Annotated in this window: 18 protein-coding genes; 5 read left to right on the forward strand and 13 right to left on the reverse strand. The window is 73.8% G+C overall.

Annotated features, from left to right (window positions below):
* Positions 1–41 precede the first annotated feature (41 nt).
* Positions 42–863 carry an SDR family oxidoreductase gene (locus GGQ55_RS09320; RefSeq protein ID WP_179716205.1) on the reverse strand — a complete coding sequence of 274 codons (822 nt, stop codon included), beginning with the start codon at positions 861–863 and terminating at the stop codon, positions 42–44.
* A 43-nt stretch (positions 864–906) separates the two neighbouring features.
* Positions 907–2,094 (reverse strand): EAL domain-containing protein, encoded by a 1,188-nt coding sequence (locus tag GGQ55_RS09325; protein WP_179716206.1) that lies wholly within the window; start codon positions 2,092–2,094, stop codon positions 907–909.
* Positions 2,095–2,213: 119 nt separating this feature from the next.
* Between GGQ55_RS09325 and GGQ55_RS09330 the strand changes: the two genes are divergently transcribed.
* On the forward strand, positions 2,214–2,852 hold the full coding sequence (locus GGQ55_RS09330) for a dihydrofolate reductase family protein (protein WP_179716207.1): 639 nt from the start codon (positions 2,214–2,216) through the stop codon (positions 2,850–2,852).
* On the opposite strand, the gene GGQ55_RS09335 is transcribed toward GGQ55_RS09330, so the two are convergent.
* Positions 2,849–4,057 (reverse strand): globin domain-containing protein, encoded by a 1,209-nt coding sequence (locus tag GGQ55_RS09335; protein ID WP_179716208.1) that lies wholly within the window; start codon positions 4,055–4,057, stop codon positions 2,849–2,851. The genes GGQ55_RS09330 and GGQ55_RS09335 overlap by 4 nt on opposite strands.
* Before the next feature lie 173 nt (positions 4,058–4,230).
* On the opposite strand from GGQ55_RS09335, the gene GGQ55_RS09340 reads away from it, so the two are divergent.
* Both GGQ55_RS09340 and GGQ55_RS09345 read left to right on the forward strand, forming a co-directional pair.
* Positions 4,231–5,364: a serine hydrolase domain-containing protein gene (locus GGQ55_RS09340; protein ID WP_179716209.1), complete on the forward strand. Its 1,134-nt coding sequence runs from the start codon at positions 4,231–4,233 to the stop codon at positions 5,362–5,364.
* On the forward strand, positions 5,361–6,104 hold the full coding sequence (locus GGQ55_RS09345; RefSeq protein WP_179716210.1) for an alpha/beta fold hydrolase: 744 nt from the start codon (positions 5,361–5,363) through the stop codon (positions 6,102–6,104). The genes GGQ55_RS09340 and GGQ55_RS09345 overlap by 4 nt, the downstream gene beginning before the upstream one ends.
* Here the strand turns inward: GGQ55_RS09345 and GGQ55_RS09350 are convergent.
* Both GGQ55_RS09350 and GGQ55_RS09355 read right to left on the reverse strand, forming a co-directional pair.
* Positions 6,101–6,757 carry a response regulator transcription factor gene (locus GGQ55_RS09350; RefSeq protein ID WP_179716211.1) on the reverse strand — a complete coding sequence of 219 codons (657 nt, stop codon included), beginning with the start codon at positions 6,755–6,757 and terminating at the stop codon, positions 6,101–6,103. The two genes, GGQ55_RS09345 and GGQ55_RS09350, sit on opposite strands and share 4 nt — an antisense overlap.
* Positions 6,754–7,896, reverse strand: coding sequence for a sensor histidine kinase (locus tag GGQ55_RS09355; RefSeq protein ID WP_179716212.1), 1,143 nt, complete (start codon positions 7,894–7,896; stop codon positions 6,754–6,756). Before GGQ55_RS09355 ends, GGQ55_RS09350 begins: the two co-directional genes overlap by 4 nt.
* Positions 7,897–8,083: 187 nt before the next feature.
* Here GGQ55_RS09355 and GGQ55_RS09360 point away from each other — a divergent pair, with 187 nt between their 5' ends.
* Positions 8,084–8,962, forward strand: coding sequence for an ABC transporter ATP-binding protein (locus GGQ55_RS09360; protein ID WP_179716213.1), 879 nt, complete (start codon positions 8,084–8,086; stop codon positions 8,960–8,962).
* Between the two features lie 47 nt (positions 8,963–9,009).
* Positions 9,010–9,777 carry a hypothetical protein gene (locus GGQ55_RS09365; protein WP_179716214.1) on the forward strand — a complete coding sequence of 256 codons (768 nt, stop codon included), beginning with the start codon at positions 9,010–9,012 and terminating at the stop codon, positions 9,775–9,777.
* Between the two features lie 119 nt (positions 9,778–9,896).
* Here GGQ55_RS09365 and GGQ55_RS09370 read toward each other — a convergent pair whose 3' ends face one another.
* The 8 genes from GGQ55_RS09370 to accB are packed head-to-tail and all read right to left on the reverse strand — an operon-like array spanning position 9,897 to position 19,008.
* The gene (locus tag GGQ55_RS09370; RefSeq protein ID WP_246323789.1) at positions 9,897–12,353 is read right to left on the reverse strand and encodes an FAD-dependent oxidoreductase; all 2,457 of its coding nucleotides are present in this window, start codon (positions 12,351–12,353) and stop codon (positions 9,897–9,899) included.
* A complete protein-coding gene (locus tag GGQ55_RS09375) occupies positions 12,350–13,588 on the reverse strand; it encodes a beta-ketoacyl synthase N-terminal-like domain-containing protein (protein WP_179716215.1) in 1,239 nt (412 codons plus the stop codon). The genes GGQ55_RS09370 and GGQ55_RS09375 overlap by 4 nt, the downstream gene beginning before the upstream one ends.
* Positions 13,585–14,880: a beta-ketoacyl-[acyl-carrier-protein] synthase family protein gene (locus tag GGQ55_RS09380; protein ID WP_179716216.1), complete on the reverse strand. Its 1,296-nt coding sequence runs from the start codon at positions 14,878–14,880 to the stop codon at positions 13,585–13,587. The genes GGQ55_RS09375 and GGQ55_RS09380 overlap by 4 nt, the downstream gene beginning before the upstream one ends.
* Entirely contained in the window at positions 14,877–15,308 is a 432-nt protein-coding gene (locus tag GGQ55_RS09385; protein ID WP_179716217.1) for a cupin domain-containing protein, read from the reverse strand. The genes GGQ55_RS09380 and GGQ55_RS09385 overlap by 4 nt, the downstream gene beginning before the upstream one ends.
* Positions 15,305–16,282, reverse strand: a complete 978-nt coding sequence (locus GGQ55_RS09390; RefSeq protein ID WP_179716218.1) for an ACP S-malonyltransferase — start codon at positions 16,280–16,282, stop codon at positions 15,305–15,307. The genes GGQ55_RS09385 and GGQ55_RS09390 overlap by 4 nt, the downstream gene beginning before the upstream one ends.
* A complete protein-coding gene (locus GGQ55_RS09395; RefSeq protein WP_179716219.1) occupies positions 16,279–16,770 on the reverse strand; it encodes an SRPBCC family protein in 492 nt (163 codons plus the stop codon). Before GGQ55_RS09395 ends, GGQ55_RS09390 begins: the two co-directional genes overlap by 4 nt.
* Position 16,771: 1 nt before the next feature.
* A complete protein-coding gene (locus GGQ55_RS09400) occupies positions 16,772–18,517 on the reverse strand; it encodes an acetyl-CoA carboxylase biotin carboxylase subunit (protein WP_179716220.1) in 1,746 nt (581 codons plus the stop codon).
* Positions 18,514–19,008, reverse strand: coding sequence for an acetyl-CoA carboxylase biotin carboxyl carrier protein (accB, locus tag GGQ55_RS09405; RefSeq protein ID WP_179716221.1), 495 nt, complete (start codon positions 19,006–19,008; stop codon positions 18,514–18,516). The genes GGQ55_RS09400 and accB overlap by 4 nt, the downstream gene beginning before the upstream one ends.

The raw sequence follows: 19,008 nt of genomic DNA on the forward strand, positions 1-19,008 counted from the left end.
GGGCGCGAGACGCACGTATCGCTTCCCATGCCTGAGGGGGCTCAGCCTTGGGCCTGGCGGGCGACGTGCTCCCACTCGCGCCAGGTGGCCAGCCGGGACTCGTAGTCGCGGGTGGCGATGCCCAGCGGCGCGGTGCCGAAGAAGACCCGCAGCGGCGGGTTCTCCGCGTCCACGATCGCCAGGACGGCGGACGCCGACGCCTCCGGGTCGCCGGGCGAGGCGACACGGGCCTTGCGCTCCTCGGCGGCCTTCTCCCGGTACTCGTCGTAGGCCGGGTTCGGCGCCGCGAGCTTGGCCGAGGCGCCGCCCCAGTCGGTGGAGAAACCGCCCGGCTCGATGATCGTGACCTTGATGCCGAAGTCGGCGACCTCCTGGGCCAGCGCCTGGCTGATGCCCTCGAGCGCCCACTTCGAGCCGTTGTAGATGCCGATGTTCGGGAACGCGCTGATCCCGCCGATCGACGAGACCTGCAGGATGTGCCCCGAGCCCTGCGCCCGGAGGTACGGCAGCGCGGCCTGGGTGATCCACAGCGCGCCGAACACGTTGGTCTCGAACTGCGCGCGTGCCTCCTCCTCGGAGATCTCCTCGATCATCCCGAACTGCCCGTAGCCGGCGTTGTTGACGACGACGTCGAGCCGGCCGAAGCGCTCGTGCGCCTGCGCGACGGCGGCGAGATCGGCCTCGCGGTCGGTCACGTCGAGCCGGATGGGCAGGATCTTGTCGCCGAAACGCTCGACCAGGTCGTCGAGGGTGCTGGTGTCGCGGGCGGTCGCGGCGACGGTGTCGCCCCGCTCGAGCGCCGCGATGGCCCACTCGCGGCCGAAGCCGCGGGATGCGCCGGTGATGAACCACGTCTTGGACATGCTCCGGCCAGCGCACGAGGGGCGAGGTCTGTTCCCCCGGAGGTCAGACGGCGACGGCGGCCACCGGGGCCAGGGCCTCCGCCGGACCCGGGCGGCCGAAGTGCCAGCCCTGGCCGTGGTCGACGCCGAGCGCCAGCAGGGTCGCGGCCTCCGCGGCGGTCTCCACGCCCTCGGCCACGACCTGGACGTCGCAGCCGTGGCCGAACTCGACCAGCGAATGCACCAGCGTGGACAGCACCGGGTCGCTGTCGACGCCGGAGACGATGCTGCGGTCGAGCTTCATCACGTCGGGCGCGGTCACCACGATGTGCCGCAGCGAGCTAAAGCCGGCACCGACGTCGTCGATGGCCAGCCGCAGGCCAGCGGCGCGGAACGGCGCCAGGACGGCGGCCAGCGCGGCGTAGTCCTCGACCGGGTCGTGCTCGGAGAGCTCCAGCAGCACGCGGTGCAGGGGCAGCCGCGCGAGCAGGTCGGCGCACGCGGGCAGCTGCAGCGTGCTGGGGGAGACGTTCATGGCGACGTAGCCGCCGACGCGGTCCAGGTGCTCGGCGGCGCGCTCCAGGGCGAGCAGCTCGAGCTGGTGCCCGGTGCCGATGCTGTGCGCCTCGGCGAAGCAGACGTCCGGCGGCTTGCCCCAGTCGGCCGGGAAGCGGCTGAGCGCCTCCGCGCCCACCCGGTCGCCGGTGGCCAGGTCGACGACGGGCTGCAGGACGACGAGCGGCCCGCCCGCCTCGACCACCGGGGCGAGTCGCTCGGCGATCTCGGCCCGCCGGTGCTGCTCGTGCACCTCGGGTTCGAGGATCACCGACGCCGCCGAGGCGAGCACCTCGATCAGCGCCTGGTCCCGCGTGGTCAGCTCGGGATCCGAGGTGAAGCCGAAGGCGCAGAAGGTGCCGTACAGCTCGCCGTCGGCGAACCGCACGGGGGCGGAGACGTAGCTGCGGATCCGCGGGATGCGCGCCGCCGGCAGCACCATCGCCTCCGGGTGCATGCGCACGTCGGGGATGACAGCGGGCAGCCGGCCGTCGAGGATCGCCTGGCAGAACGTCGTCTCCTGCGGCTGGGTCAGCCCGTCGCGGAAGACCAGCGGCACCGAGGACTCCATGACCTCGAGGTGCTGCGTGGTGCCGTCGAGCCGGCTCAGGAACGCGACGGACATCTTCAGCGACCGCCGCGCCGTCCGCAGCAGATCGGCGATCTGCTGCTCGGCGTCGGTGCGCTGCCTGCCCATGCCGGGGTCATCGACAGATCGCGACGACCTCTGGAGCCTTTTCACGCTGTCGTGTCGATGAGTGCCGGCCCCGTTCGACGTCTCAGTGCACAGACACCCGAGAACGCCAGGAGGAAGCCATGCCCCGCCCGCTCGTCGTCCAGACGTTCGTGACCCTCGACGGGGTCATGCAGGCCCCCGGCGGCCCGGAGGAGGACGCCTCCGGCGGCTTCGCCTACGGCGGTTGGTCGCACCCCTTCTTCTCCGACGACTCCGGCCAGCAGGTCGTCGACTGGTTCGCCGGCGCGCAGGACTTCCTGCTCGGCCGGACCACCTACGAGATCTTCGCCGGCTTCTGGCCGCAGGTCCCCGCCGACGCCGGCAACCCGATCGCCGACGCGCTCAACACCAAGCCCAAGCACGTCGCCTCGCGGACCCTGGACAAGGTCGACTGGGACGGCGCGCGGCTGATCGAGGGCGACGTCGCCGAGGCGGTCCGCGCGCTCACGGCCGAGGACGGCGGCGAGCTCCAGGTGCACGGCAGTGCCGGGCTGATCCAGACGCTGCTGGCCGAGGACCTGGTCGACGAGCTGCGGGTGATGGTCAGCCCCGTCACGCTCGGCTCCGGCAAGCGGCTCTTCGGCGACGGGACCATCCCGCGCTCGTGGCGGGTGACCTCGTCGCGGGCGACCTCCACCGGCGTGCTGATCACGACCTACCAGCGCGTCGGCGAGCTGAAGACCGGCGAGTTCACCCTCGACGAGGAGCTCCACCGCTAGTCGGCGTCGGCCTGCCACAGGTCGGGGCCGAACACCTCGTACTGGATGTCCGCGGGCGAGACGCCGCGGTCGAGCAGCACGCCGCGGATCCCGCGCATGAACGGCAGCGGCCCGCAGAGGTAGTACTGCGCGTCGTCGGGCAGCTGCACGTCGTCGAGGTTCATGATCCCGCCGTGCCGGCTGTCGACCGCCAGCTCGCCGTCCGGGCCGTGCTCGTACCAGACGTGCAGCGAGGCGTTCGGCAGCTTCCGGACGTCGTCGAGCACCTGCTGCCGCAGCGGGAACGCGGCCTCGTGCAGATCGGCGTGCAGCACGGTGATCGGCAGGTGGGAGCCGGCCACGGCCAGGTGCGAGAGCATCCCGGCCATCGGCGTGACCCCGATGCCGGCGCTGGCGAAGACCACGGGGCGACCGGAGTCGTCGAGGACGACGTCGCCGTAGGGCACCGACAGGGTCAGCCGGTCGCCGACGCCCACGGTGTCGAACAGCAGGTGGGACACCTCGCCGTCCGGCGTGCCGTCGCCGGTGACCCGCTTGACCGCGAACGAGCGGTGCTCGCCGTCGTCGGCGCGGGTGAGGCTGTACTGGCGCGGCTGGTGCACGCCGTCGGGCATCAGGACCTTGACCGTGACGTACTGGCCGGGCAGCGACGTCTTGACGATCCGGTCGTCGACCCGGCGGACGGTGAAGGTGACGACGTCGTCGGTCTCCTGGCGCTTCTCGGCGACCTCCCAGTCGCGCCAGACCGTCTCCGGGCGGACGCCGCGGGCGCTGTACAGACCGCGTTCCTGGTTGATCAGCGCGCGGGCCATCAGCCAGTACACCTCGTCCCACGCGGCGACGACCTCCGGCGTGACCGCGTCGCCGAGGACGTCGGCGATCGCCCAGAACAGGTTGTCGCGCACGACCTGGTACTGCGGGGGGCTGATGCCGAGGGAGGCGTGCTTGTGCGCGATCCGCTGCAGCAGGTGCTCCGGCAGGTGGTCGGGGTGCTCGACCAGCGCGGTGGCGAACAGCGCGACCGAGCCGGCCAGGGCACGCTGCTGGGTGCCCTCGGCCTGGTTGCCGCGGTTGAAGATGCCGTCGAGCAGTTCGGGGTGCTCCCCGAACAGGTGCTGGTAGAAGCGCTCGGCGATCTTGCCGATGTTCTCCCCGACCACGGGCAAGGTCGCCTCGATGACCGGGCGTGACTTCTCGGTGAGCATGCGTCTCCCCTCGGGTTGGTAGCCCCCGTGGTGTTGCGCCCCTGCCCCGTTCCGCGACCACGTACGCATCCGATACCGGATCGGCCGTTTCATGATCATTGTCAGGGGCCGCCCATGGTGGTCGAATCCGGACCTACGCGACAGAGGGGTCGCGTCCACCCCCGGGAGGGCCCATGGCCGAGGTCCACGGCACCTGCGACGACCGGTTCTCGCGAGTGCGCGACGCGCTCGCGGAGCAGCTCGACGGCGAGGAGCTCGGCGCGTCGATCGCCGTCGACGTCGACGGCGAGACCGTCGTGGACCTGTGGGGCGGCTACCGCGACGAGGCCCGGACGACGCCGTGGACGCAGGACACGATCGTCAACGTCTGGTCGACGACCAAGACGATCACCAACCTCGCGGTGCTCACCCTGGTCGAGAAGGGGCAGCTGGACGTGCACGCGCCGGTCGCCGAGTACTGGCCGGAGTTCCACGCCAACGGCAAGGACGACGTCCGCGTCCGCCACCTCATGTCGCACACCTCCGGCGTGGCCGGCTGGGACCCGCCCTTCACCGTCGAGGACATGTACGACTGGGACAGCGCCGTGGCCCGCCTGGCCGCGCAGGCGCCGTGGTGGGAGCCCGGCACGGCGTCGGGCTACCACGCGCAGAACCAGGGCCACCTGCTCGGCGAGGTGCTGCGCCGGGTCGACGGCCGGCCGCTCAAGCAGTACGTGGCCGAGGAGCTGGCCGGGCCGCTCGGCGCGGACTTCCAGATCGGCGCGCGCCCGGAGGACGAGGGCCGGATCGCGCCCGTCGTCCCGCCGCCGCCGCTGCCGATCGACCTGGCCACCCTCGACCCGGCCAGCCCGGTCTTCCGCTGCTTCACCGGCCCGGTCGCCGACGCCGCCAAGGCCAACACCCCGGAATGGCGGGCCGCCGACATGGGCGCGCTCAACGGGCACAGCAACGCGCGCGGTGTCCTCGACGTCATGCGGGTGGTCTCGCTCGGCGGCGAGGCCGGCGGCGTCCGGTTGCTGTCGGACAAGACCCTCGACCTGGTCTTCGACGTCCAGTCCGACGGCATCGACCTGGTGCTCGGCGTGCCGTTCCGGTTCGGCATCGGCTTCGGGCTCTCGCCGTCGGGCGCCGTGCCGTACCTCCCCGAGGGGCGGGTCTGCTACTGGGGCGGCTGGGGCGGCTCGATGATCGTCATGGACCTCGACCGCCGGGTGACGACGAGCTACATGATGAACCGGATGGCGCCGGGCATCGTCGGCTCGCCCCGGGCGGAGGCCTACCTGGACGCGGTGTACGCGGCCCTGTGATCTCCAGGACCGGCATCTCCTGCGCCACCGGCGGCTCGGGAGACGACCTGCTGCTGCTCCTGCACGGGCTCGGGGCGACCGGCGCCGTGTGGGAGCGGCTGCTCCCGCTCGTCCACGGCCGCTGGGTCGCGCCCGATCTCCGGGGCCACGGCCGCTCGCTCGCCGCACCTCCCTACGGCTACGCGGTGCACGCCGCCGACATGGCCGAGCTCGTCACGGAGCTCGGCGCGGGCAGGGTGACGGTGCTCGCCCACTCCTTCGGCGGGGTCGTCGGGGCCCTGCTGGGCAGCGGTGAGTTCGGGGTCGACGTCGACCGGGTCGTCGCCGTCGGGACCAAGCTCGAGTGGACAGGGGAGGAGGAGTCCGGGGCCCGCGCGCTCGCCGACCGGCCCGGGAAGGTGTTCGCCACCAGGGACGAGGCGGCAGCCCGGCACCTGGCCCTCGCGGGCCTGCGCGGTCTGGCGTCACCCGGCGACGAGGTGGCCCTGGCGGGCGTGCGCGAGGTCGAGGGCGGCTGGACCGTCGCCCTGGACAACCGGGTGTTCTCCGCCGTCGGGCCGTCGGTGACCGGCATCCTGCGGCGGTGCCTCGCCCCGCTGCACCTGGCGGCTGGCGACGGCGACGCCATGGTGTCCCTGCCGGCGATGCAGCGGATCGACCCCACGGCGCGGCTGATCCCCGGGGCGGGGCACAACGCCCACTGGGAGAGCCCGGCCGCCGTGTGGTCCTTGATGGGTTAGCTCTCCAGCAGCCCGGCCTCGTGGGCGAGGATCGCGGCCTGCGTGCGGTTGGCCAGGTCGAGCTTGGTGAGCAGGCGGGAGACGTAGGTCTTCACCGTCGCCTCGCTGACGTACAGCGTGCGGGCCAGCTCGGCGTTGGACTCGCCGCTGCCCAGGAGCACGAGCACCTCGCGCTCGCGGTCGGACAGGTCGGCGATCCGCCGCTGCGCCTCGGCCCTGCGCGGGGCGGCGCGGCGGTCGACGTAGGAGTCGATGAGCGCCGCGGTGACCTTGGGGGAGAGCGTCGCCGTCCCGTCGGCGACGGCCCGCACCGCGGCGGCGATCCCCCGGGGCGGGGTGTCCTTGAGCAGGAAGCCGGCGGCGCCCGCGGCCAGGGCCGCGTACACGTACTCGTCGACGTGGAAGGTGGTCAGGACGGCGACCTGCGGCGGGTCCGGCAGCGCGAGGATCTGCTGGGTGGCGGTCAGCCCGTCCATGCCGGGCATGCGGATGTCGGTGAGGACGACGTCCGGCCGCAGCTCGCGGGCCGCCTTCACCCCGGCCGCGCCGTCCCCGGCCTCGCCGACGACCTCGAAGTCCCCGGCCGCCTCGAGCACGGTGCGCAGCCCGAAGCGCACCAGCTCCTCGTCGTCCACCAAGAGCACCCGGATCACGTCGGCAGCACCGCCTCGACGGCGAACCCGCCGTCCAACCGGGGTTCGGCGGTCAGGGTCCCGCCCAGCGTGCGCACCCGCTCACCCAACCCCACCAGGCCGAAGCCGCCGCTGGGGGGCGTGCGCAGCGGCCCGGCGGACGGGCCGTTGACCACCCGGATCTCCAGCGCCGTCGCCGGCCGGTCGACGACCACGGTGACCGGCGCACCGGGGGCGTGCTTGCCGGCGTTGGTCAGCGCCTCCTGCACGATCCGGTAGGCGGCCCGGCCGACGACGTCGTCGATCGGGGCGTCGGCGCAGCCGCTGAGCTCGACGTGCATCCCGGCCTCCCGGGACTGCTCGACCAGCCGCGGCAGGTCCGACAACCCGGGCTGCGGGCCGAGCGGCGCCGCGTCGTCCACCTCGCCGGCGCGCAGCACGCCGACCATCTGCCGCAGCTCGTCGAGCGCCTGCCGTCCGGCGGTCTGCACCTGGTCGGCCAGCTGCTCGACGCGGTCGCGGTCGCCGGCGGCCATCTCGATCGCACCGGCCTGCAGCACCATGAGGCTCACCCGGTGCCCGACGGCGTCGTGCATCTCGCGGGCGATGCGGGTCCGCTCGGTGAGGACGGCGTCGCGCGCCAGCAGCTCCCGCTCGGCCTCGGCCCGCTCGGCGCGGTCCCGCAGCGCGGCGAGCAGCAGGGCGCGGGTGCGCTGCCAGATGCCCAGCGCGCCGGGCAGCACGATGGCCAGCAGGATTCCGCCGAGCCCGCTCACGGCCCCGTCCACCGTCCCGATGGACCACGGCTGGGCCACCGCCACCGCGCCGACCACGCCGGCGGCGATCCGCAGCGGCCAGCGGCCGACGTAGCGGCCGACGGCGTAGGCGGTGAGCAGCAGCCCGGCGGTCAGGGCCGTGGACGCCGCGGCCAGGACGGCGCTGAGCACGAACGGCACCAGCGGCGCCCGGCGGCGGAAGAGGAAGAGCGCGAGCGCCTGCAGCACGCCGAGCGCGATCAGGACGGCGTCGGGCAGCAGCAGGTCGGCGTCGGGGGTGAGGACGCCGACGGCGATGGTGCTCGTGCCGAGCAGGGCGACGACGCCGTCGAACCAGATCGAGCGCGTGCGGAAGCCCGGGAACAGGCGCGCCCGGATCTCCATGCGTCGGAGCGTATTTCGCGCACGAGCGCCCGCGGGTCGCCCGCAGGTGGATCACCGACGTCAACTTTCGGATGACGAGGTTCCGCCGTCCGTCGACGTCGCTTCCAGTCGTCCGGCCGACGCGGGGACCCGGGCCTCCTCGGCAGATTCGTCGTCGACACCAGGACGACCCGGAGAGGGACCCGAGATGATCAAGGTCAGCGGACTCACCAAGCAGTACGGCAACCGGACCGTCGTCGACGACGTGTCCTTCGCCCTGGAGCCGGGCACGGTGACCGGTTTCCTCGGCCCGAACGGCGCCGGCAAGACGACGACGATGCGGGTGATGACCGGGCTGGTGCCGGCGACGTCCGGGACCGCGACCGTCGACGGCCGGCCCTACGCGGAGCTCCCGAACCCGGGCGCCGTCGTCGGCACCCTGATCGACGCCTCCGCGGTGCACCCCGGCCGGTCCGGGCGGACGCACCTGCGGTTGATGGCCGACACGATCGGCGTCCCGTCGTCCCGGGTCGACGAGGCGCTCGAGCTGGTCGGGCTCGCCGACGCGGCCCGGCGCCGGGTCGGCGGCTACTCCCTCGGCATGCGGCAGCGGCTCGGCATCGCCGGCGCGCTGCTGCCCGACCCGCCGGTGCTGATCTTCGACGAGCCGGCCAACGGCCTGGACCCCGAGGGCATCCGGTGGATGCGCGACCTGCTCCGCGGGCACGCGGCGCGCGGCGGCACGGTGTTGCTGTCGTCGCACCTGCTCGGCGAGGTCGAGCACACCGTCGACCGGCTGCTGGTCATCGGCTCCGGCCGGATCGTCGCCGACGGCCCGGTCGCCGAGCTGCTCGGCTCCGAGGGGACGTCGGTGCGGGCCGCCGACGTCGCCGGCCTGGCCCGCGCGCTCGAGGGCGCGAGGTTCCACGTGCAACACGGCGCGGACGGCGCGCTGGTCGTCGAGGGTGCCGAGCCCTCCGCCGTCGGGGCCGTCGCGGCCGCCGCCGGGATCGCGCTGACCGACCTGCGGCCGCTGCAGCGCGGCCTGGAGGACCTCTTCTTCCAGCTCACGGCGGTGGCGTCATGAGCTCACCCGCCGACCACCCACCCTTCGCCACCTCCGAGGAGACCGACATGACCGCCACTGCCACCCCGACCACGATCGTCCCCGTCCGCCCCGTCGTGCGCCGGACCGGCCCGTCACTGCCGTCGCTGGTCGGCATCGAGATCCGCAAGTCGCTGTCCACCCGCTCCGGCAAGGCGCTGGCCGCCGCGGCGATCGTGCTGGCGCCCGCCGCGACCGCCGTCGTCGCCGGCGCGAGCACGGAGCCGCTGCCGTCGGTCGACGGGCCGATCGCGGTCATGGGGCTGCTCACCGGCTACCTGCTCATCGCGCTGGGCGTGCTGTGCACCGCAGGGGAGTGGAGCCACCGCACCGTGCAGACGACGTACCTGCTCGTGCCGCACCGCGGCCGGGTGCTGGCGTCCAAGGCCACGGCGATGGCGCTGACGGGGGCGGTGCTCGGTGCGATCTCGACCGCGCTGACCGCCGGCGTGCTGGCCGTGATGGTCGGCGACAGCACCTCGTGGGACGGCGCCGGGCGGGCGATGACCGCCGCCGTGGTGGCCTGCGTCGCCTTCGCGGTGACCGGCGCCGGCGCCGGCGCGGCCTTCGCCAACACCCCGGCGGCGCTGACCTCGCTGTACCTGGTGCTGCTGGGTGTGATCCCGCTGCTGTCGGGCTTCAAGCCCGAGATCGCCGAGAAGATCGACCCGGCGAACGCGGTGCTGAACCTGGGTCAGGGCCAGTCGCAGACGCAGTCGGCCGTCATCCTGGCCGCCTGGGTCGTGATCCCCGCCGTCGCCGGCTGGATCCTCACCCACCGCCGCGCCGTGCAGTAGAAGGACCCCCTGCCCCCCACCCCTCGCACGCTCGGGGCGGGCCCCTGCAGGGGAGCCGTTCCAGCACCTCACCCGGCAGAGGCCCCCTCGATCTCGTCGAGGGGGCCTCTGGCGTGTGCTCAGGAAGCGAACACCCCAGCGAGGTGGGCGCGCAGCGCGCTCTCGGTCACCGGGCGGGTGCGGAACCCGACGTGCCCGTCGGGCCGCACGACGTACGCTGCCGAGCCGGTCTCCCCGCCCAGCCCGTAGGCCGCGGCGAACGCCCCGTGGCAGTCGCGCAGCACCGGCAGGTCGACCAGCGGCGGCACCTTCGCCGCGGCGCAGGCGATCAGGTACGGGTGCACCTGCCCGCCGGTCGCCTCCCGGATCGAGGAGGCCAGCGCCTCCATCTCCATGATCTGCGACTTCGGCGTGGTCGCGTCGGCGGTGAGCAGCAGCGTCGTGTGCGTGCCGTGCGTCAGGTCGAACAGCCGCACGTCGTGCTGCACGCCGAAGCGCCGCAGGCCGAGGACGTCCGGTGCCCGGTAGCCGGGCGCGGGCCCGCCGCTGAACCCGTCGAGACCGGTGACCTCGCCGACGAGCGGGCTGCCGGCGTAGTTCATGGTCATCTGCATCTCGAGCAGGAACTGCGCCTTCTCGTCCTCCATGTCCATCTCGTCGGTGAACGCGATGGCCACGGCCCGGTCGACGATCGCCTTGCCCGCCGGCCGCCGCTCCGCCTCGTAGCTGTCCAGCAGCGACGGCGACGCGGCGCCGCGCACGGCGAGCGCCAGCTTCCAGGACAGGTTCCAGGCGTCCTGGATGCCGGTGTTCATGCCCTGCCCGCCCGCCGGCGGGTGGAGGTGCGCGGCGTCCCCGGCCACGAACACCCGGCCGACGCGGTAGCGGTCGACGATGCCGTGCTTGATCCGGAAGATCGACGCCCACCGCAGGTTGCTCGCCGTCGTCCCGGCCGGCCCCAGGTCGTCGATCACGGCCTGGAGGTCCTCCAGGCCCGGCGGGTCGTACTCCTTCCAGAACCCCGGCGGGACGACGCCGCTGCCGATCGTCTTCTGGAGCCGCTCCGGCGCCAGCGTCGCGATCCGGTACCGGTTGCGCCCCTTGAGCGGGACGCACACCAGCATGCCGGTGAAGTCCCCGCCCTCCTCGATCCGCACCCACCGGAGCAGGTGCCCGGGCGGCATGTCCCAGTCGACGTCGACGTCCCCGAGCATGAACAGCTGGGGGAACATCGACAGCCCGCCCTCGAACGTCAGGCCGAGGCCGGCCCGCACCGCGCTCGAGGCACCGTCCGCCCCGACGAGGTACTGCGCCCGCGCCGTCCCCGCGGTGCCGCCGGGGTACTCGAGCTGCGCGGTCACCCCGTCGTCGTCCTGCTGGAACCCGCGCAGCTCCACGCCGCGCTCGACCTCGATCCCCAGCGAGGCCAGGTGCGCACCCAGCAGCCGCTCGGTCTCGTACTGCGGCAGCCCCAGGTGGGCGTAGGGCAGCTCGTCCAGGCCGGACCAGTCCACCTGGTGGGTCTGCGTGCCGTTGACGAACACGGTCTGGCCGTGCAACCACGTCCCGGCGTCCATCGCCTCGGTGACGATGCCCATGTCCTCCCAGATCTCCATCGTCCGGCAGTGGATGCCGATCGCCTTGTCCGCCTGGGTCGACGGCTCCGGGCGCTTGTCGATCACCCGCACCGCGATCCCGCGGCGGGCCAGCTCGATCGCCGCGGTCAGCCCGGTCGGGCCGGCGCCGACGACCAGCACCTCGCTCGCCTTCGCCGTCCGCACCACGCCGTTCGGCGACGGCGTGGGGGGCGCCTGGACGACCGGCTGCGGTCGCGGCTCGGGCACCCGCACCGGCTCGGGCTCCACGACGGCGGGGGCAGCGGGGGCAGCGGGGACGGCGGCCGGTTCCGCGTTCACCCGGGCCACCCCGGCCTCCGGCGGCCGGAACCGGATCTCGAAGACCTTGCGGTCGAAGAACACCGACAGCCAGCGGATGATCGGGCCCGTCTGGTCGGCGTGCGACGGGTCGTCCACCCAGTTGCGGAAGTCCTGCTCGGTCTCCCACTCGGCGAAGATGTGGTAGAGGTCCGTGCCCGCCTCGTGCAGCAGTTCCTCGCGGATCAGCCCGGGCGTCCCCCGCAGCCGGTCGGTCACCACCGCGTAGGCGCGCTCGAACGCCTCGCCCTCACCCTCGCCGACGCGCGTGGCGATGTCGATGCGCACGTGCGAGGCCTGCTCGCCGCCCGTCACCCCGTAGAGCAGGTCGAACGTGCTGCGGTCGGCGTCCTCCCGCAGGTCGCGCAGCGCCTCGGTCAGCATCTCCCGCGCGCTGGACCGGCCGAACGCGTCGACCGCGGCGCGGTCGGCCCAGTCGGCGGCGATGAGGAAGGTCCGCGGGTCGTCGCCGTCGCGCAGCAGTTCCTGCTTGAGGTTGCCGGGGACGGCGGCGATCTGCGCGGCCGCCTCCCGCCAGGCGTCCTCGAACCGGTCCTCGCAGCCCTCCCGCACGCGCATCCGCAGCAACGTGCGGACCGCCCCGCCGTGCACGGTTCCGGGCCGCTCCTCGAGCATGGTCATGACATCCCCCCTGCGTAGCGCCGCAGCACGATGCTGCTGTTGAAGCCGCCGAACCCCCGGGCGACGACCACCACCGTCGACACGTCCTGCACGCGCGGATGGCGCACGAGGTCCACGCCCGGGGCGTCGACCGGGTCGTCGAGGAACGCGATGCCGGGCACGATCCCGTCCCGCATCGCCAGCAGGGCGGTGGCCACGTTCAGCGCCGAGCCGCCGGCCATCAGCCGCCCGGTCCAGGACGACGGAGCGGTCACCGGCACCGGCGTCGTCCGGTCGCCGAACACCGCGGCGAACGCCTGCAGCTCGAGCGCGTCGAGCTCGGGCGTGCCGGCGGCGTCGGCCACCACCAGGTCGACGTCGTCCGGGCCGACCCCGGCGTCGGCCAGCGACAGCCGGATCGCCCGCGCGTACTGCGTCGCGTCCGGCGCCGGGTCCTCGGAGTGGTAGGCGTCGTGGGTGGCGCCGTAGCCGGCGACCTCGCCGTACACCTTCTCCGCGCCCCGTGCCCGCGCGGCCGAGGGCTCCTCGACCAGCAGGATCGCGCCGCCCTCGCCGATCACGTGCCCGTCGGCCCGGCGGTCGAACGGCCGGTAGGCCTCCTCGGGGCGGGTCGCCGTCGACAGCCGGCCGCTGGTCGCCTGGCAGAGCAGGGCGTACGGGCAGATGCCGGCCTCGGTGCCCCCCACGAGCACCGCCGGGGTGCCCCGGCGGGCGACGCGGCGGGCCCAGCCGATGCTGTCCAGCCCGCCGGCGCCCTCCGAGACGACGACGCCGCTGGGTCCCTTGTAGCCGTCGCGGATCGAGATCTGGCCGGTGCTGGCGGCGTAGAACCAGGCGATCGACTGGTACGCGCCGACCGACTTGGGCCCCTTCGCCCACAGCCCCTGGATCTCGTGCTGGCTGAACTCGTTGCCCCCCGAGCCCGAGGCCAGGAACACCGAGGTGGCGTAGGCGTCCTCCGGGGCCTGGTAGCCGGCGTCGGCCGCGGCCAGCGTCGCCGCGGCCAGCGACGTCCACGTCCACCGGTCGGTCTGCACCATCAGCTGGGTCGAGACGTGCTCGCCGGGGTCGAAGTCGCGGATCTGGGCGGCCAGCGTCACCCCGTACCGCTCCGCGTCGAAGCCGGTGATCGGCCCGATCGCCGGTCGCTCGTCGAGCAGCGCGGCCCAGTGCGCCTCGGCTCCGATCCCCGTGGGGGCGACGACGCCGAGCCCGGTGACCAGCAGCCCGCTCACGGCATCCGCCGCGTGGGGTGGGCCAGCACGATCGCCGACTGGAACCCGCCGAACCCGCTGCCCACCGAGATCGCGACGTCGACCTTCTGCTCGCGCGCCACGTTGGGCACGTAGTCGAGGTCGCACTCGGGGTCGGGCACCTCGTAGTTCGCCGTCGGGGGGACGAGGCCGCGCTGCACGGCCAGCGCCGTGGCGGCGACCTCGATCGACCCGATCGCTCCGAGCGAGTGCCCGATCATCGACTTGATCGAGCTCATCGTCACCCGGCGCGCGGTGTCCCCGAGGCTGCGCTTGACCGCGGCGGTCTCGTGCCGGTCGTTCTGCTTCGTCCCCGAGCCGTGCGCGTTGACGTAGCCGACCTCGTCGGGGTCGACCCGGCCCTGCCCCAGCGCCAGCCGGATCGCCTCGGCCATCTCGGTGCCGTCCGGCTTGAGCCCGGTCATGTGGAAGGCGTTGCAGCGGTTGGCGTAGCCGCTGACCTCGCAGTAGATCTCCGCGTCCCGGGCGCGGGCGTGCTCGAGCTCCTCCAGCACCAGGATCGCCGCGCCCTCGCCCATGACGAACCCGTCGCGGCGCGCGTCGAAGGGCTTGGAGGCGTGTTCCGGATCGGCGTTGTTGGCGGTGGTCGCCCGGATCGTGTCGAAGCAGGCCATCGAGATCGGCGAGATCGGGGCGTCGCTGGCCCCTGCGATCACCACGTCGGCGTCGCCGTCCTCGATCAGCTGGCTGCCGTACCCGATGGCGTCGATGCCGGAGGTGCAGCCGGTCGAGACCACCGTCGCCGGGCCGTGCGCGCCGAACCGGATCGCCAGCTCGGTCGCCCCGCAGCTGGGCACCAGCGCCTGGTGCAGGAAGTTCGTCGCGTAGCGCGGGTCGACCAGCCAGTGCGTGCCGGAGTCGCTGACCTGCACGTACTCGTTCTCCAGCCGCATCGTCGCGCCGACCGCGGTGCCCAGCGTGATGGCCACCCGGTCGGGGTCGGGGGCGTCGGCCGCCCCGCCGGCCCCGAACGTCAGCCCGCTGTCGGCGACCGCCTCGTCGGCGGCGATCATCGCCATCTGCACGAAGCGGTCGTTGCGGAACACCTCGTTCGCGGTCAGCCCGAGCGCGCGCGGGTCGAAGTCCACCTCCGCGGCGACCTGCGAGCGGAAGCGGGCCGGGTCGAAGAACGTGATCCGGCGCGTCGCCGTCCGGCCGGCCGTGATCATGTCCCAGAAGCCCTCCCGGCCGATCGAGCCGGGAGCGAGCACGCCGATCCCGGTGACGACGACCCGGCGCCCCTCCGCGCTCACCGAGCGCCGTTCGGGCCCGGCGCGGGCTCGGTGTCCACGTGGCCGAGCTCCGGCCGCGGGGCCAGCGGGCCGCACATGAACACGAAGAACGCCGTCGTCGGGCCGTCGTTGACGATGCGGTGCCGCACCCCGATCGGGATGTGCACCGCCGCCTCGGCCGGCAGCCGGCGCTCCTCGCCGTCCAGCCGCACCGACACCTCGCCGGAGACGCAGTAGAGGTACTCCTCCGAGTAGGGGTGCCAGTGCTCGGTCACGACCTCGCCCGGCTCGAGGGTCAGCGTGCCCATGAACCCGGCCGTGGCGCCCACGCTCGTGGGCGACAGCAGGACGCGGATGTCCCCGCCGCGGCGGCGGTTGGGCGCGGTGTCGGCCCGGTGCACCGTCGGGCCGGAGCGGACCGCCGGCGCGGCGTGCTGGATCGTCGTCATGTCTCTCCTCGGGTGGGGACCGGGCTCGCCAGGGCGGGTTCGGGCAGGTCGACGGGGAAGGGGAGGTGCGGCCCGGAGACGAGCGCCACCGGCAGGGTCGGGTGGACCTGCCGGATCAGCGGGCCCAGCACCGGGACGCTGCCGATCTCGAGAACGGCGGTGGCGCCGCTGTCGACCAGCGCCTGCGAGGTCGCCTGCCACTGCACGGGCGAGGTGAGGTGCGCCTGCAGGCAGGTGGCCAGCCGTTCGGGGTCCCGCGTCGGCGTCGGATCGGCGTTGGGCAGCACCGCGACGTCGGGCTCGGACCAGTCCAGCCGCGCCAGGGCGGTGGACAGGTGCGGGACGACGGGCGCCACGAGCGGGCCGTGGCACGCGGCGCGGCCGGGCAGGCGCACCATGTCCAGCCCCGCGACGGCCACCGCGCGCCGGGCGCGGGTCAGCTCCTCGCGGGTGCCGGCGAGCACGATCTGCCGGGGGCCGTCGATGCAGGCGATGGTGAGCGTGCCGGAGCTGCCGGACTCGGCGACCAGCATCCGGGCGACGCTCTCGGCGCCGGCGCCGATCACCGCCGCCATCCCGGCGAAGGACGGCCGAGGCGACAGGTTCAGCAGGTCGGCGCGCCAGTGGACCAGCTCGACCACCTGGTCCAGCCGGAGCGCGCCCGCCGCGACCAGCGCGCCGTACTCACCGACTCCGTGCCCGGCCAGGACGTGCGGGCGCAGCCCGAGCGCGGCGAGGCTGCGGACGGCGGCCACCCCCGTCACCACCACCTCGAGGTCGGCAGCAACGGGATCGGCCATGGCGAGCGGGTCGCACCACCAGTCGGCCAGGTCCCGGCCGATGACCTCGGACGCCTCGGCCAGGACGGCGGCCGCCGGCTCGTCGAACCGCCACGGCCCGGCCAGCCCGGCGATCGCGCCGCTCTCGCCGGGCAGGACGACGGCGACGGCCTCGGAGCGACCCGGCCCGGTCACGTCCCCGGCTCCTTGACGCGGGCCGCCGCCTCGACCTTGTCGCGGATGACGGCCATCTGGACCTTGCTGTTGGCGTCGATCCGCCGCGTCATGCCGGCGGTGTCGATCGGCGCCTCGGGCCGCATGTGGAAGTCCTGCACCCAGCGCATCCGGGTGCCGGTGCCTTCCGGCGTGTAGGTCCAGCGGATGTTCATGAACTCGAAGGGGCCGGGCTCCACCCGGCGGGCCACGACCTCGTGCGCGGCCTCGTCGAGGGTGCGCTCGGACACCCAGCTCCAGACCCGGCCGCTCTCGTCGGGGTGCATCTTCAGCCGGAACCGGTAGGTCGGGCCGGTCTGCGCGAGGATCTCCACCTCGGCGTACTCGGTGAACAGGTCCGGCCACGCCTCGAGGTCGTTGGTCATCCGCCAGACGTGGTCGATGCCGGCGTCGATGAGGATCGAGTTGTCGGTGTGGCCGACCGTTTCCTGCTGCTCGACGGTGCTCATGTCAGGCCATCCCCGCCGGGGCGGAGCCGGACACGGTGGCGACGATCTCGCCGAACGTGTACCGGTCGGGGCTGTCGTCGGGCATCTCGACGCCGTAGCGGTCGTGCAGCTCGGTCTGCATCGACAGGAACGCCAGGGAGTCCAGCCCGATGTCGGCGAACCGGGCGTCGGGGTCCGTGGTGTGTGCCGACGGCGGCAGACCCGCCTTCTCGGTGAGCACGGCCATCAGGTCGGACAGGGTGAACGTGGGGTCGGGCATGGCGGGGTTCCCTCCTGGGTGCCTGCGGGTGGGGTCCGGCCGCTCGTCGGCCGGGAGCGGGACCAGTTGCAGCACGCCGCGACCGATGGCGGGCAGCTCGGGCACGGGTTCGTCGAGCAGCGCCCCGGCCCGGGCGACCAGCTCGGGCAGGGCGCGGTCCAGGAACTGGATGTCGTGCCGGTCGGCCAGCACGTCGGGGTGGCGCAGCAGCGCGCGGTGCAGGGCCACGGTGGTGCGCACGCCGGGGCCCTCGACCCGCAGCTCCGCCAGGGCGCGGTCCATCCGGCGGATCGCCTGGTCGCGGTCGGGGGCCCAGACGACGAGCTTGCCCAGCAGCGAGTCGTAGTGCGGGCTGACCGTGTCGCCCTGCCGGTAACCGGTGTCGAACCGCGTCCAGGGACCGTCGGGCACGTGCAGCACGTCCAGCCGGCCCGGTGCGGGGGCGAAGCCGCGCGTGGGGTCCTCGGCGTTGATCCGGCACTCGATGGCCGCCCCGCGAGGGACGACGTCGTCCTGCCGGATCGACAGCCGGCGCCCTCCGGCGGCGAGGATCTGCTCCCGGACCAGGTCGATGCCCGTGAGCAGCTCGGTCACGGGGTGCTCCACCTGGATGCGCGCGTTCATCTCCATGAAGTAGGCGCGTCCGGACGCGTCGACGAGGAACTCCATGGTTCCCACGCCCGTGTAGCCCACCGACAGCGCGCCGTGCACGGCCAGGGCGCCGAGCCCCGCCCGCTGGGCCGGGAGCAGGTGGGCGGCGGGGCCCTCCTCGAGCAGCTTCTGGTGCCGCCGTTGCAGCGAGCAGTCCCGCTCGCCCAGGTAGATGCCCTGACCGTGCGCGTCGCAGAGGATCTGCACCTCGACGTGCCGCGCGGAGGGGAGGAAGCGTTCCATGTAGACCGTCGCGTCGCCGAAGATCGCGCGCGCGGTGGCACGGGTGCTGGTGAACGCCTCCGCCAGCTCCGAGGGGGCGCGGACCACGGTCATGCCCCGGCCGCCGCCTCCGGCCGCCGCCTTGATGATCAGCGGATAGCCGATCGAGTCGGCGACGGTCCGCGCCTCGCTCACGGTCGGCACCGGCTCGACGACACCGGGCAGCAGCGGCAGCCCGGCCTCGGCCATGAGCCGGCGCGCGGTCGCCTTGTTGCCCATGACGTGCATGACCTCGGCCGGCGGCCCGACGAAGGTCAGCCCCTCGGTCTCGCAGATCTCGGCGAAGTCGGGGTCCTCGGAGAGGAACCCGTACCCGGGGTGGACGGCGTCGGCGCCGGTGCGCAGTGCCGCCTCGATGATGTTGGGCACGTGCAGGTAGCTGGACCGGGGGGCCGGCGCCCCGATGTGCACCGACTCGTCGGCCAGGTCGAGCAGGGCCGAGTTCCGGTCGCAGGTCGAGTACACGGCCACGACCTCGATGCCCAGCTCCCGGCAGGCCCGCGCGACCCGGACGGCGATTTCGCCGCGATTGGCGATGAGCAGCCGGCTGATCACGGGGTCATCTCCCGCGGCCGCAGCAGCATGAGGACCTGGTCGTACTCCACGGACTCGCCGTTCTCGACGAGGACCTCGACGACCGTGCCGGCCGTGTCGGCCACGATCGGGTTGAGGAGCTTCATCGCCTCGACGATCCCGAGGGGCTGCCCGGCCTCGACGTCGGTGCCCGGGCTCACGAAGGGATCCGCCCCGGGCGAGGCCGCGGAGTAGAACGTCCCCACCAGCGGGGCCCGCACGGCCGTCGTGTCCTCTCGTCCCTCCGCCGCGCTCGCCGTCGGCACCGGCGCCGGGCCGACGGTCGACGGGACGCCGGTGTCGGTCCCCGGTGCCCACTCCACCTCCACGGCCCGGTCGCCGTCTCGCACCGTGAGCCGGCGCAGCGTTCCCGGCAGCGCCCGCGCCAGCTCCACGACCTCGTCGTGGAGCTGTTGCCCGTTGTCGGACGCCGAGGGGCGGGCGCTGCGCGGGGGGAGCTCGGTCGGTTGCAC

The organism is Petropleomorpha daqingensis (assembly GCF_013408985.1).
In the GTDB taxonomy this organism is placed as follows: Bacteria; Actinomycetota; Actinomycetes; order Mycobacteriales; family Geodermatophilaceae; genus Petropleomorpha; species Petropleomorpha daqingensis.

Coding starts and splice junctions, on each gene's coding strand:
- GGQ55_RS09320 (WP_179716205.1), bottom strand. CDS start 863: ATGTCCAAGACGTGGTTCATCACCGGCGCATCCCGCGGCTTCGGCCGC.
- GGQ55_RS09395 (WP_179716219.1), bottom strand. CDS start 16,770: ATGAGCACCGTCGAGCAGCAGGAAACGGTCGGCCACACCGACAACTCG.
- GGQ55_RS09340 (WP_179716209.1), top strand. CDS start 4,231: ATGGCCGAGGTCCACGGCACCTGCGACGACCGGTTCTCGCGAGTGCGC.
- GGQ55_RS09360 (WP_179716213.1), top strand. CDS start 8,084: ATGATCAAGGTCAGCGGACTCACCAAGCAGTACGGCAACCGGACCGTC.
- GGQ55_RS09330 (WP_179716207.1), top strand. CDS start 2,214: ATGCCCCGCCCGCTCGTCGTCCAGACGTTCGTGACCCTCGACGGGGTC.
- GGQ55_RS09325 (WP_179716206.1), bottom strand. CDS start 2,094: ATGGGCAGGCAGCGCACCGACGCCGAGCAGCAGATCGCCGATCTGCTG.
- GGQ55_RS09365 (WP_179716214.1), top strand. CDS start 9,010: ATGACCGCCACTGCCACCCCGACCACGATCGTCCCCGTCCGCCCCGTC.
- GGQ55_RS09370 (WP_246323789.1), bottom strand. CDS start 12,353: ATGACCATGCTCGAGGAGCGGCCCGGAACCGTGCACGGCGGGGCGGTC.
- GGQ55_RS09335 (WP_179716208.1), bottom strand. CDS start 4,057: ATGCTCACCGAGAAGTCACGCCCGGTCATCGAGGCGACCTTGCCCGTG.
- GGQ55_RS09355 (WP_179716212.1), bottom strand. CDS start 7,896: ATGGAGATCCGGGCGCGCCTGTTCCCGGGCTTCCGCACGCGCTCGATC.
- GGQ55_RS09385 (WP_179716217.1), bottom strand. CDS start 15,308: ATGACGACGATCCAGCACGCCGCGCCGGCGGTCCGCTCCGGCCCGACG.